This is a genomic window from Litchfieldia alkalitelluris (genome assembly GCF_002019645.1).
Taxonomy (GTDB): Bacteria; Bacillota; Bacilli; order Bacillales; family Bacillaceae_L; genus Litchfieldia; species Litchfieldia alkalitelluris.
The window spans coordinates 4,320,256-4,332,601 of record NZ_KV917374.1 but is presented as its reverse complement, the minus strand read 5'-3'; the positions used below and the strand labels follow the sequence as shown (position 1 = coordinate 4,332,601).

Below are 12,346 nucleotides of genomic sequence, written 5' to 3'. Positions count from 1 at the left end.
TATGAATGTTTATCATCAATTCTATAAAGGGTAATTATTTTTTAATAGAATTAATACATAATCTTATAATAATAAAGGAGATTTCTATGATATATAAAATCCTTTTAAATATGACAATAGTCATTTTTATTTTAGATTTGTACATTTTTCCTCGGTTTACGGATATTGAAACAGACAATAGTGGGTTGTTCACAGGCTTGATGATGTTATGTGTAATCATTGGACATATTCTCAACCGAGAAAAACCAAAGAGTGAATGATTGATAGAAGTGCATTTAGGTCTTAAGAATGGACGACCATTGGGCAAATGATGGGGTAATCAATACAAAATCAATTTTAGAAAAAAGACTAGGAACAGAAGCTGTATTTGCTGTATCACAGTTATTTGTTTGAAAATCTTTTTTACAATAATATACAGAATATGTTATAATAACTTGACTGAACGCTCATTCATTATTATAAAAAACACAGAGGTGATTAAAAGATGCAAAGCATTGGCCCCCTTATCATTGTGGAAGGACCCAAAAATAGTAAAGTCCCATTTTCAAGAAGCTTATACTTAAATTGCGACGAAAAGGTATTAATTGATACGGGTGCTAATCCGAAAGATCTTTTAAAAGTAGAAGAAGAGTATGGTGTCAAGTTAATACTCAACACTCACTACCATCCTGATCATACGCAGCATAATCATCTATTTCCAAATGCAGAAAAGTGGATGAATCCAATTGAATATGAAACAGCTCGGACTATTGAGGGAATCGCAAGGAGTAACGGTGTTTACCAAGAATGGGGTGAAGAAGGAATAAAGTTATGGAAAGAAAATCTTCCACTTGAATGGATACAAAATCTTGGTGAAATCTCAGGTACATATGACTATGAGACCGAATATTCTTTTGGTGGGATAAAGGTAATTATGCTTCATACCCCTGGCCACACTTCGGGTCTTGCATCTCCATATTTTCCTGATCTAGGAGTAGCTTTTGTAAGTGATTACGATATGACTGCATTTGGACCTTGGTATAATGGGACAGATGGGGATATTGAAGATTTTATAAAGTCTGGAGAGCGTCTTCTTGAGCTTGATGCTGATACCTATATAACCGGGCATCAAAAGGGTGTGTTTTCGAAACAAGAATTTAAGGAAGCGATGAAAAGATATCTCGCTATCATTAATAAGCGTGATGAAAAAATCGAAAACTATGTTTCAAAAGGATTTACATTTGATGAGTTATCAAGGGTAGGAATTTTCTATCCGAAAAGAACATTAGAGATTCCTATTTTTAGAACATGGGAACGTGGAGGTATCCGTAAACACCTTCAACGTTTAGGAATCATCATCTCTGAAACTGACGGAGCTCTTGTAAGTTGTCGATAGAATGGGAAAAGCGATTCTTTAAATAGAATCGCTTTTATTCGTCAAATTAGTTATTAAATTCTCAATTATGGTAAAATAATGCTATTAATCTATGTTACTTTAATTGGATGTGAAATTAATGAAACGTAAACCCATTTATGTTGAAATACCAATACAGACAGAAATGGATAAATTATGGGAAGCTACTCAAACACCTGAATTGCATGAACAGTGGGATCGCCGGTTTTCATCGATTACTTATTTGCCAAAAAAGGATAATGAACCTCAACATTTTTCATATAAAACAAATATTGGGTTTGGTCTTGCGATCGAAGGATGGGGTAGAAGTGTTGGTAGCTATCATGGAAAAGATGGCTCAAGAACATCGTCATTACATTTTGGAACTGACCAGAAATTATCTATTATTCGTGAAGGCAAGGGATTTTGGAAGTATCAACAAAATCAAGACGATATTACTTTTTTAACTCAATACGATTATCAGCCTAAATTCGGCATTCTTGGGCAATGGATAGACACACTTAGCTTTCGGCCTCTCATGGGGTGGGGAACTGCGTTAAGCTTTGATGTGTTGAAAAGGTGGCTTGAAAAAGGAGAGACGCCATTTTCTCAATACGTAAGATTTTTTAGTTACTGGACAATCAGTATCTGCTTTATGGTGATTTGGTTATATCATGGATTAATCCCAAAATTAATCTATATGCATCAGGATGAAGTAGCAATGGTTCAAGAAGGTTTATCGCTGTCATTAAAGCAAGCAATGATGATGGTTAACATAATTGGGATAGGCGAAGTAATTTTTAGTGTAGTATGGCTTCTAGTTAGAAAACGAAGACGATTATTTGGTCTTCAAATGATTCTTTTTCCTTTACTAACAGTTTCTGCCGTTATTAGTAACCCTACTGCTCTCATTCATCCTTTTAATCCATTAACCTTTAATCTAGCATTATTCATCCTCTCGGTAATTGGCTTTATGATTAGTAAAGATATACCTACAGCAAGAAATTGTATCAGGAAAAGATAAGGAGCCCTTTTGATGTCTATTTATAAGAAGATACTGGGTGATAAATTTAACGAACTACATCCAAAATTGCAAGAGAGATATGAAATATCATACGATAACCCATTTCATGGCAAGGGAAAAATGAGGAAAATTGACGAAGGTCATATATGGTTATTTCCTCTTTTTTATTTGGGAGTTAAATTCAAGCTGCTTTTTCCAGAGCATGGGACAAACATTCCATTTTCGATAAAAAATACGTATAGGGTAGGTAAGCATGGTGAGGAACAAATTCACTGGGAACGAATTTTTCACTTTCGAAATAAAAAGCGGTATTTTAATGCACTGATGAGTCTTGACCATAGCAGGAAAATAATAAAAGATTACCTAGGTGAGCCTCATCTTGTGTATTCGGATCTTTCATTTAATGTTTCTCCGCAAGGTGGTTTAACGATTACCTCACTACATCAACGCTTAGTTCTCGGAAGAGTAGAAATTCCTTTGCCAAAAGTATTCCAGGGCATTGCTACTGTTAAGGAGGAATACAATGATGAGAATCAGATGTATGAGATAATAGTTTCTGTGCGAAATCCGTTGATTGGTAAGGTTTTTTCATATGAAGGAGAGTTTAGAAGAAATGACGTTTCGTAAACTAGCACTCCTCAATTTCATTTTGTTTCTGCTTCTGTTTTTCCTAAACGTACGTCCTTGGTATTTTTTGATGCTTACAATAGCACAACTTGTTTATATTCCACTCACGCTTCATTTAATTTTAAAAGAAGAAAAAAAGGTCTGGATTAAAACGTATTTTCCTTTAATATCGATTCCAGCATTTTTGTCTGTCTTCGTTTTACAAATTTCTGGTCAAACTGCATGGGATGGAATTCTGGTAACTGTATATTTCTTATTTACGATCATGGTTGCATTGTATGGAATGAATAGGTTTGTTCAAAGGGGATTTATTTCTCTCGAGGAATTTATGATCGATATCGGTCTACTATATTTAGCTATTGGCGGAGCATGGTCTTTTGCCTTTGAAATGAATATCAATACAGGATTTTCGCCTATCATAACTTGGTTAACGAGTATACACTTTCATTATTCAGCATTTTTACTTCCAATTTTTGTAGGGTGGCTAGGTCGTATCATAAAACCAACTCTTTATATCTGGGGAGGCTGGTCGGTAATCCTTTCACCATTTATAGTCGCAGCAGGGATTTCCTTTTCGCCAATACTGGAGGTAATATCTGTCCTAATCTATATATTTGCGATCTACGGTTTAATATTTTTAGCCTTTAAGGCACCAATTAAAAGTAGGATACAAAAGTTATTCATTCGATTCTCATTTTCAACTTTAGGCATAACCATTGTTTTTTCTCTTTTGTACGCTTTTAGTAATTTTTCAAATCAGTTTATAATCACAATCGATTTTATGCTGAGGTTCCACGGTATCGTTAATGCGATTCTTTTTGCCTTAATTGGTATAATAGGTTGGTCTCTTCATACGCCTCCTATCTTAAAAGCTCCTCTTACATTTCCAGTAAGCATGATACGAGGTAGAAGTATCATTGGTGAGGGAGTATTAGCCGGTAAATTGGGTAGTAAGAAGTACAAGGGTTTGGTAGATCAGCTGAAGTCTTATGAACCTGATATAGATGTAAAGAAATTATCACCATCTATTGTAGATTTTTATGAGAACACAAAGGATTACCGATTATTTACACAGGTAAAATGGCTTCCCTGGTTTATGCCATTTGCCGGAGGTTATCGATTAATCAGTAAAATTACTAAACAAATCAACCTACCACTAACTAGTAGAGAAGTTGAAATGACTGGAGACATTTTATCCATTGATGACAAGATTGATGGAAGAAATGAGACAAGGGCTTGGATCCGTAAAATTGGAGAAGAGGTTAGTTTTGTCGCGTTGTATTCATCACATAAAGAAGATGGTTATACATATATGAATATTGCTTTACCTCTCCCATGGTCATCAATGATTGGAATTTTAAAGCTTGAACAAGTTGGTAAAGATTTATGTCTAACAAGTAAAGTACCCAACACAGGCATCTTTTTGGCTGTAAAAAATAACATCCTGCGTCTACCATTGAGTGAGGAATTTTATGTACATGAAGAGGAAGAAGGAGTTCTTAAAGCAACACACAAGATGTGGATTTTTTCAGTTCCTTTTTTAACCATTGATTATAACATTTGTAAAAAAGATAAATGTCACGGCGAAATCACTAATTTTGGCTAAATTTAGGCACCTGCCCTTTCAATAAAGCGACACATTCATATGATGTTAATGTAACACACCATAAGGAGGTGTTATTAGGAATGAATAACAGTTTTGCGTTAATTGTTGTACTGTTCATCCTTTTAATTATTGTTGGTACTTCGTTTGTAGGCTACTAAGAACAATTAAGATGAAAACTTCTTATATAAAGTAGGTCTGTAAATCACACCGGTTTAAAGTTAAGTAATTCAGTTATAAGAGTACAAAATAAGAAAAAAACAATACTTTTAGCATACGAAATTCGCATTATATTTCGTATGCTATTTTTCGTTGATATAATAACGTATACCATTTCAATACACTGAACTATGTGATTTATGTAGCGAAGTGACTTGCGGATTGGCAGCAAAACCATAAGGGATATTATCCATTATGGTTTTGTCATTCTTTTCCCAGTTTTTTAAAATAAAAACCCATGTCCTTACCTAGCGAAAAAAATAAGCGTAGATTTTTCCGCTATTTCTAGATTAGAACAGGTTTTGAGGTAAATAGGGGGAGTTTTTCCACTTATATAAAACAAAACCACCTATTTTCAAGTGTTTCTAGTCAAATTAGGGAAATTTCTCCCTCTATTTATGCTGTTTTCAATGCTATTTATGAATTAAGGGAAATCTTTTCCTCTATTTTATTTACTGCGTATTAAAAACGAAAAGCGATGACTTCAAAGGTGACCGTGATTAAAAATATACGTAGTATCCAATATATGTATACTACGTATCTCGGACTTGCTATGATCCTTTAATTAAGCTCTGTTTATAGAATAACATTTTTACAGAATAATCTTATAAAAATTGTCATTTATGAAAAGGCTGCAATTTTAACAAGGGAGTATATCTAAGATTACACAATAAAATAGCAGCCATTTTTGAACTGTTATTTTCTAATTTGTACTTCAAAAACGGAACTACTCAGTTGAAAGGGGTGTGCTCTTCACATTGTATTAAGGCTAAAATAGGACAAAGTTGTTAAAAATAAAAGTATCAATAAAAAATAAGCTCATTAAAGGAAAAATTATTATGACGGATAAAAGTCCATCCTTCGAAGATATACGAAATATGCATCATCAGGTTTATGAAATGAAGTTAGACTATTGGTTAACAGAAAATTTGTTTACCTTTCAATGGTGGTTACTATTGTTTGTTCTTATCATTCCTTGGTTTATCTGGTGGAGATTGGTGGATAAGAAAAGGCTTACTCCGATATTGTTATTTGGAACACTACTCATGATCCTGGTCTTGATGCTGGATGATATAGGGGTAGAAATACATCTTTGGTCATATCCTTATCAACTTGTAAATATATTGCCAAGATTATTACCGATTGATCAAGGAATAATAATTGTTGCACATATGCTGTTATATCAGTATTTTCCAAGGTGGAAAAAATTCATCATTGCAAATATAGTTATGGCTCTCATTTTCACATTTATTTTTGAACCTTTTACTGTCTGGCTTGGGATATATAAATTAGAAAATTGGCGCTATGTCTATTCATTTCCCATATATATTTTAAAAGCAGCCTTCATTAAGTGGTTAGTTGACACATTAATAAAAAAAGAAAGAAAATAAGAGCATTTTTTTGAACGCTAGTGATAGCGTTTTTTTATTTGAAATTGGATAAATGTGAAACATAACATAATAAAAAAGGAAATAACTATGTAAATCAAATAAGTATTTTAGAAAACAAAAGAAAAAAAGGTTATGGAAATTAATAAATGGAGTATATTTATAAAGTCTGGAAGAAAGATATCTGGTTGGTAGACTTAGACTACTGGGTTGGAAATATAGTTGCCGAAGAATTCTATAAAAAGCATAAATTTGTGAAGTATAAAGAGTACGTTTATAAGAAAGTATGAAAATAGTTTAATACTATAGAAACAATGAGAAAAGCTAGACGGTGTAAAAACACATGATTAACTAAATTACGTTATTGAACCCATAAATAGGGTTCATAGGAATTTTTTAGAATAACCCCCAAAAACTTCTTTACCCCTTCGTAAATTATAAAGATTATATTATCTATTGAACTTCTGGGGGAAGATGAAAATTGAATACGATTACAACAAAGAGAAAATACCGAATAGCAAGAGCTAGAAAAGAAAAAATCAGGGCTAGAAATCAAAAACTTGCGGCTACTACAATAGCGGGAGCGATAACCGCACTTTTATTGTTAAACGGTAAAGCAGGAGCAAATAATTATACTGAATATACAGTGAAACCAAATGATTCGTTGTATAGTTTATCAAAGACGTATCAAGTAAAAATTGAACATATAAAAGAAGTGAATAATCTAGACTCCGATAAAATTATAATAGGGGAGAAACTCTTATTACCTATTATAAATGACAGAGAGATTTACAAGGTGAAAAAGGGAGACACACAATATGCCCTAGCAAAAAAACATGAAATAACAGTGAGTGAATTTAAAAAGTTAAATCAAATGAACTCTGACCTTCTTATGATTGGGCAAGAAGTAATCATTCAAAAGGAAAACTTACATGAAGAAGAACTGTATACTGTTTATCCAGGAGATACTTTATGGGGGATTGCAGACCGGTTTGATGTCTCTGTTGAACAGTTAAAAAAAGAGAACAATTTAATGAAGGAAATGGTTCTCATTGGACAAACCCTTCGAATTTCAGGTGAATATCGCATTTCTGAAGTGAAAGTTGTAGGTGCTGCTGATCACTTTACAGTGGAATTCGACCAACAAGGTAAGCTTTTTACATTAAAAGTACCGTATGGGCAATCCTCAACTTTTCAAAATAAATCAGGTGAATTAATGACAGTTGTACATAAAAATGGAGCATTAATCACATCATTTTAAACTGACTTATCAAAGAGAAATGCCTCACATGCGAGGCATTTTCTTAAACCACTTCATTTTGCATCCGCTCTTTAAATTCTTTCGGAGAACATTGATTATGTCGTTTGAAAAGCTTATAAAATTGGGCCATATTAGATATTCCTACCTCATAACCTACTTCCATGATACTTAGTTTACTCGTTAGTAATAATAACTCAGATTTTTTAATTCGTTTGTAATTAACATAGTCAAGGAATGATAATCCCATGACCTTTTTAAAATATCGAATAAAATAATGATAGCTTAAGTTAACTAATGCACTAACCTCTTCTACATAAATTTTATCAGTCAAATGTGAATCAATATAGTTTAATACCGGTTTTAAGCGAGATAAGTCTGTCTCATCTGTATAATTCAAAAGATTTCTCGTATCATTTCGTAATAATAATAGCATTAGTTTTCTGATTGAATAACTAATCGCCATTTCATATCCTTTTTGCTGTGTTTGTGATTCTGTATAAATATCAACAATGAGAGAATTAGCTTCTTTTCGTGAATTTTGATTTTCTTTGAAAATATAGTTCAATTCATCAAGTGGCCTGGTTAATTCAGAGAAAGAATACAAATAAGGCATTGTACTTTCATCAAAATGTCTGACCAGATCAACCTGGAATACAACATAACGGAGATTATCTTGAAATGGTTTATGTGTTCGGTGTGGCTGCGAGGCTCCTAAAATCATGACATCACCTGGCCCGAGTATCGTATAATCCTGCTTACTTTGAACCCCTAGATGACCTTCAATGACGGCAAGAAATTCAACTTCTTTATGAAAATGCCAAGGCCATTTTTCTAGTGTATCAAAGTAATCTACCTCCGAGCTAATTTCCCAGATTTTAAGAAAAAGTAAAGGGTTTTGGTAGATTACTTCTTCATTTACAGGATCATCATATGTATGTTGAATGTTCTCTTCTATATCCATGACGGCGCCACCTCCTCTTTAAGAATATCATTTTTGGAAATATAAAGTGTACAAATTTTATCTTTATTTTATGATTAAATAAAGTTTGGTAATAATATGGAAGACACTTTTGGATAAAAACACGACAATATTGAGCATATCGATTTTTTTACCGTTTTTTTATAATGAATACATAAAGATTGAAGGAGTGGTTGTAGTGGTAAAAGTAACAGTTTGGAATGAAAATCGACATGAACAAAAAAATCCTGTTGTTAGTGAAATTTATCCAAGCGGGATTCATGGAGCAATCGCAGGATTTTTAAGTGAAGTAGGGATAGACACAAAAACAGCTACTTTAGATGAGCCTGAACATGGATTAACAAATGAAGTTCTTGCAAATACAGATGTCTTGATATGGTGGGGCCATTTAGCACATGATGAAGTGAAAGATGAAGTAGTGCAAAAGGTACAACAACGAGTGTTAGATGGAATGGGGTTAATTGTTCTACATTCAGGTCATTTTTCGAAGATTTTTAAAGTGTTAATGGGAACTAGTTGTGATTTAAAGTGGCGTGAAGCGGATGAAAAAGAACGTCTGTGGGTTGTTGCACCAAGTCATCCAATTGTTGAAGGTGTCGGGGAATTTATCGAATTAGAAAAAGAAGAAATGTACGGTGAACATTTTGATATTCCAGCACCTGATGAGCTTATTTTTACAAGTTGGTTCGAAGGTGGAGAAGTATTCCGTAGTGGTTGTACGTATGCAAGAGGAAATGGGAAGGTGTTTTACTTCCGCCCAGGACATGAAACGTATCCAACCTACCATAATAAAGAAATTCAACAAGTTATTATTAATGCAGTAAAGTGGGCTTCACCTGTTGATCGCAAGAGACCTTTATATGGAAACGCTCAACCACTTGAGAAATTAGCAGTTAAATAATAAGGGATGTGGAGGATGAATTGATGAAAAAATTAAAAGTTGGTGTTGTTGGATGTGGAAGTATAGCACAACATAGACATCTACCAGAGTATGCATTTAATCCAAATGTTGAAATTGTTGCAGTTTGTGATAGTAACGAAGAACGTGTAAAAATGGTTGCAGAAAAATACTCTGTAAAAGCGTATACAAAATATCAAGAACTTCTTTCAAGCGGAGAAGTTGATGCAGTGAGTGTGTGTACACCTAACTATTTACATGCCCCGATTTCAATCGCAGCATTAGAAGCAGGTGTCCATGTTTTATGTGAAAAGCCAATGGCTACTTCTAATGAAGAAGCAGATGCTATGATTGCTGCTGCTGAAAAAAGCGGAAAGAAATTAATGATTGCTCACAACCAACGATTTGTGAAATCTCATCAAAAAGCAAGACAGCTGATCGAAAGTGGGGAAATAGGAAAAATTTATAGCTTCCGCACTGCATTTGGCCATGGTGGTCCTGAAGGCTGGAGTGTTGATGGCAAGGAAAGCTGGTTCTTTAACAAGGAGAAAGCTTTTATAGGAGCAATGGGAGATTTAGGGGTTCACAAGACAGATTTATTAAGATATGTTCTTGGTGAAGAGATAGTTGAGGTTGGAGCATTTGTGGAGACAAGTGCAAAAGACTTTGCAGATGTTGATGACAATGCAGTGTGCGTTCTAAAAACCGAAAGCGGAATCATTGGAACACTTGCTGCGAGTTGGGCTTACGTAAGTAAAGAGGACAATTCAACGATTATTTATGGTGAAAAAGCAATTCTTCGATTAGAAGACAATCCAACGTATTCACTTATTGTACAGTATGCAACAGGTGAAGTAGTGAATTATGAGCTTGGTCAAATTCAATCTAATGCTGAAGGTGGTCAAAATAATTCTCATGTAATTGAAAAGTTCGTTGATTGTGTGTTAAATGATAAAGAACCATTAATTAATGGAGAAGAAGGAAAGAAGTCATTAGCAGTAATTTTAGCTGCTTTAAAATCAAAGGAAACAAAACAAATTACGAGTGTATAACAGGCAACGAGACCCAAATTTAGGGTCTTCAAACCCAATAAAGAGAGGAGAAATACAATGAAACTTGGTGTATTTACAGTACTATTTGCTGATAAAGCATTTGAAGAAATGTTAGATACAGTGCATGCTGCTGGCCTTCATGCAGTTGAAATCGGAACAGGCTGTTATCCTGGAAACAACCATTGTGATTTAGATGGTCTTTTAGAAAACGAAGGCTTACGTGAAGAATATCTAAAAAAGATAAAAGAACGTGATTTAATCATCAGTGCATTTAGCTGTCATGGAAATCCGATTTCCCCAGAGGAAGGGTTTGCAAAACAGTCCCATGAAACTCTTTTAAAAACGATAAAGTTAGCTTCCTTAATGGACGTACCTGTTGTAAATTGTTTTTCTGGCACAGCTGGAGATCATGAAGGTGCAAAATACCCAAACTGGCCTGTTACACCTTGGCCAAATGAATATGGAGATGTGCTTAAATGGCAATGGGAACAAAAGCTGATACCATATTGGAAGGAAGTAGGCCAATATGCTAAAAATCTTAACGTTAAAATCGGTTTAGAGCTACATGGCGGATTTTTAGTTCATACACCGTATACATTGTTGAAATTACGTGAAGAAACATGTGATAGCATTGGTGCTAACTTGGATCCAAGTCATTTATGGTGGCAAGGAATTGACCCAGTTGCAGCCATTAAAATTTTAGCAAAAGAAAATGCAATCCATCACTTCCATGCAAAAGATACATATATCGATCAAGAAAATGTAAATATGTATGGATTAACAGATATGCAGCCATATGGAGAGGTTCGTACAAGAGCTTGGTCGTTCCGTTCAGTAGGATGTGGGCATGATTTAAAGGAATGGTCTGATATGATGAGTGCATTACGTACATATGGTTATGATTATGTAGTAAGTATTGAGCATGAAGATCCAATCATGTCTATTAATGAAGGCTTTAATAGAGCAGTCACAAATTTAAAAACTGTACTAATTGAAGAGTCACCGTCTCAAATGTGGTGGGTGTAAGTTAGGTTTTATAAACAAATAACCTTTGGAGGACTTGGTCTCCAAAGGTTATTTAAGTTTTGTTTAAGATAAAACCTGCTAGCATTTGATAAATATAACTTGGTTGTCTTGTCGGTAATTGGTGACTTTCTCCTTGCACAACGTATATATCACTATTTGGAAGATTGTTTTGATAAAATTTTAAATAAGTATTAATATGATCTGATTTACTACCATACATAAGGAGTGTCTGAATACTTAAATCCTTTATATCTTTCTTGCAGTCAAACAATAAAGACTCTAAATAATACTTAGACCAAACCATGGTATTGGACTTAATCATATGATCTTTAAGTATTTTTCTGTAGTTTTTATCTTTTGTATGACTATAAGCAAGTACCTTTGCTAAAAAGTGTTTATTTCTCTCAACAGCCAGGATTCCCAACAATAGTATAACCACCAGACAATATAAGTGCTAGAACACGTTGTTTAAAGTGAATAGCTAAGTATTGAGCAACTGTTCCTCCTGCTGAAAGCCAAATATAACAGCGGATTTTATATTAAGATAATCCAATAATGCAATGAGATCCATACTAAAACGCCTTATTGAAATCTCTGAATTGCCATTATAGGAACTGTCACCTTGACCTGCAAGGTCAGGAATAATTAATCGGAAGTGATTGGCTAAAGATGACTGTTCATAAAACACCTTTTGGCCCATACCTGGTGGATGTATTAAAAGTAAGGGAGTACCCGAACCATGATCCTCATAGGCTATGCTTTCATTGTTAATAAGAGCTTTATGCATTATAGTTTCTCCTAATTTTGATATTCTGCCTTCTTATTATTAACGTATCTTTTCTGAGAAACCTATGTAAAAAATGGCTTTGGTCATGGAGTGAATTGCCTCAAGCTCAA

General features: G+C 34.0%; 14 protein-coding genes. 11 read left to right on the top strand and 3 right to left on the bottom strand.

Annotated elements, in window-relative coordinates; genetic code table 11:
• Positions 1 to 86 precede the first annotated feature (86 nt).
• From BK579_RS25800 to BK579_RS20155, 8 genes are all read left to right on the top strand, one after another.
• Positions 87 to 260 carry a hypothetical protein gene (locus BK579_RS25800; RefSeq protein WP_169891199.1) on the top strand — a complete coding sequence of 58 codons (174 nt, stop codon included), beginning with the start codon at positions 87 to 89 and terminating at the stop codon, positions 258 to 260.
• Positions 261 to 484: 224 nt separating this feature from the next.
• The gene (locus tag BK579_RS20185) at positions 485 to 1,375 is read left to right on the top strand and encodes an MBL fold metallo-hydrolase (RefSeq protein ID WP_078548595.1); all 891 of its coding nucleotides are present in this window, start codon (positions 485 to 487) and stop codon (positions 1,373 to 1,375) included.
• 118 nt (positions 1,376 to 1,493) lie between these two features.
• Complete coding sequence (locus BK579_RS20180; RefSeq protein WP_078548593.1) at positions 1,494 to 2,396, top strand: DoxX-like family protein; 903 nt, start codon at positions 1,494 to 1,496, stop codon at positions 2,394 to 2,396.
• A 12-nt stretch (positions 2,397 to 2,408) separates the two neighbouring features.
• Complete coding sequence (locus BK579_RS20175) at positions 2,409 to 3,023, top strand: DUF4166 domain-containing protein (protein ID WP_078548590.1); 615 nt, start codon at positions 2,409 to 2,411, stop codon at positions 3,021 to 3,023.
• On the top strand, positions 3,010 to 4,629 hold the full coding sequence (locus tag BK579_RS20170; RefSeq protein ID WP_169891198.1) for a YndJ family protein: 1,620 nt from the start codon (positions 3,010 to 3,012) through the stop codon (positions 4,627 to 4,629). Before BK579_RS20175 ends, BK579_RS20170 begins: the two co-directional genes overlap by 14 nt.
• Before the next feature lie 80 nt (positions 4,630 to 4,709).
• The gene (locus tag BK579_RS20165) at positions 4,710 to 4,787 is read left to right on the top strand and encodes a YjcZ family sporulation protein (protein ID WP_139365217.1); all 78 of its coding nucleotides are present in this window, start codon (positions 4,710 to 4,712) and stop codon (positions 4,785 to 4,787) included.
• Positions 4,788 to 5,684: 897 nt separating this feature from the next.
• Complete coding sequence (locus BK579_RS20160) at positions 5,685 to 6,236, top strand: CBO0543 family protein (RefSeq protein ID WP_078548581.1); 552 nt, start codon at positions 5,685 to 5,687, stop codon at positions 6,234 to 6,236.
• Between the two features lie 478 nt (positions 6,237 to 6,714).
• The gene (locus BK579_RS20155; RefSeq protein WP_078548579.1) at positions 6,715 to 7,494 is read left to right on the top strand and encodes a LysM peptidoglycan-binding domain-containing protein; all 780 of its coding nucleotides are present in this window, start codon (positions 6,715 to 6,717) and stop codon (positions 7,492 to 7,494) included.
• A gap of 43 nt (positions 7,495 to 7,537) precedes the next feature.
• Here BK579_RS20155 and BK579_RS20150 read toward each other — a convergent pair whose 3' ends face one another.
• Entirely contained in the window at positions 7,538 to 8,455 is a 918-nt protein-coding gene (locus BK579_RS20150) for an AraC family transcriptional regulator (RefSeq protein WP_078548575.1), read from the bottom strand.
• A gap of 196 nt (positions 8,456 to 8,651) precedes the next feature.
• On the opposite strand from BK579_RS20150, the gene BK579_RS20145 reads away from it, so the two are divergent.
• From BK579_RS20145 to BK579_RS20135, 3 genes are read left to right on the top strand one after another with little or no spacing between them, the layout of a single operon-like run.
• Entirely contained in the window at positions 8,652 to 9,374 is a 723-nt protein-coding gene (locus BK579_RS20145; RefSeq protein ID WP_078548572.1) for a ThuA domain-containing protein, read from the top strand.
• A gap of 23 nt (positions 9,375 to 9,397) precedes the next feature.
• Positions 9,398 to 10,423, top strand: coding sequence for a Gfo/Idh/MocA family protein (locus BK579_RS20140; protein ID WP_078548569.1), 1,026 nt, complete (start codon positions 9,398 to 9,400; stop codon positions 10,421 to 10,423).
• 57 nt (positions 10,424 to 10,480) lie between these two features.
• Positions 10,481 to 11,449, top strand: coding sequence for a sugar phosphate isomerase/epimerase family protein (locus BK579_RS20135; RefSeq protein WP_078548566.1), 969 nt, complete (start codon positions 10,481 to 10,483; stop codon positions 11,447 to 11,449).
• Positions 11,450 to 11,501: 52 nt separating this feature from the next.
• Here the strand turns inward: BK579_RS20135 and BK579_RS20130 are convergent, their stop codons facing one another.
• Both BK579_RS20130 and BK579_RS20125 read right to left on the bottom strand, forming a co-directional pair.
• A complete protein-coding gene (locus BK579_RS20130) occupies positions 11,502 to 11,876 on the bottom strand; it encodes a hypothetical protein (protein ID WP_078548563.1) in 375 nt (124 codons plus the stop codon).
• A gap of 54 nt (positions 11,877 to 11,930) precedes the next feature.
• On the bottom strand, positions 11,931 to 12,236 hold the full coding sequence (locus BK579_RS20125) for an alpha/beta fold hydrolase (RefSeq protein ID WP_078548560.1): 306 nt from the start codon (positions 12,234 to 12,236) through the stop codon (positions 11,931 to 11,933).
• Positions 12,237 to 12,346: the final 110 nt, after the last annotated feature.

What these genes read in the sequence shown, in the direction of transcription:
- BK579_RS20140 (WP_078548569.1), top strand. Translation starts at nt 9,398, where the DNA reads ATGAAAAAATTAAAAGTTGGTGTTGTTGGATGTGGAAGTATAGCACAA.
- BK579_RS20160 (WP_078548581.1), top strand. Translation starts at nt 5,685, where the DNA reads ATGACGGATAAAAGTCCATCCTTCGAAGATATACGAAATATGCATCAT.
- BK579_RS20165 (WP_139365217.1), top strand. Translation starts at nt 4,710, where the DNA reads ATGAATAACAGTTTTGCGTTAATTGTTGTACTGTTCATCCTTTTAATT.
- BK579_RS20170 (WP_169891198.1), top strand. Translation starts at nt 3,010, where the DNA reads ATGACGTTTCGTAAACTAGCACTCCTCAATTTCATTTTGTTTCTGCTT.
- BK579_RS20150 (WP_078548575.1), bottom strand. Translation starts at nt 8,455, where the DNA reads ATGGATATAGAAGAGAACATTCAACATACATATGATGATCCTGTAAAT.
- BK579_RS20135 (WP_078548566.1), top strand. Translation starts at nt 10,481, where the DNA reads ATGAAACTTGGTGTATTTACAGTACTATTTGCTGATAAAGCATTTGAA.
- BK579_RS20125 (WP_078548560.1), bottom strand. Translation starts at nt 12,236, where the DNA reads ATGCATAAAGCTCTTATTAACAATGAAAGCATAGCCTATGAGGATCAT.
- BK579_RS20175 (WP_078548590.1), top strand. Translation starts at nt 2,409, where the DNA reads ATGTCTATTTATAAGAAGATACTGGGTGATAAATTTAACGAACTACAT.
- BK579_RS25800 (WP_169891199.1), top strand. Translation starts at nt 87, where the DNA reads ATGATATATAAAATCCTTTTAAATATGACAATAGTCATTTTTATTTTA.
- BK579_RS20185 (WP_078548595.1), top strand. Translation starts at nt 485, where the DNA reads ATGCAAAGCATTGGCCCCCTTATCATTGTGGAAGGACCCAAAAATAGT.
- BK579_RS20180 (WP_078548593.1), top strand. Translation starts at nt 1,494, where the DNA reads ATGAAACGTAAACCCATTTATGTTGAAATACCAATACAGACAGAAATG.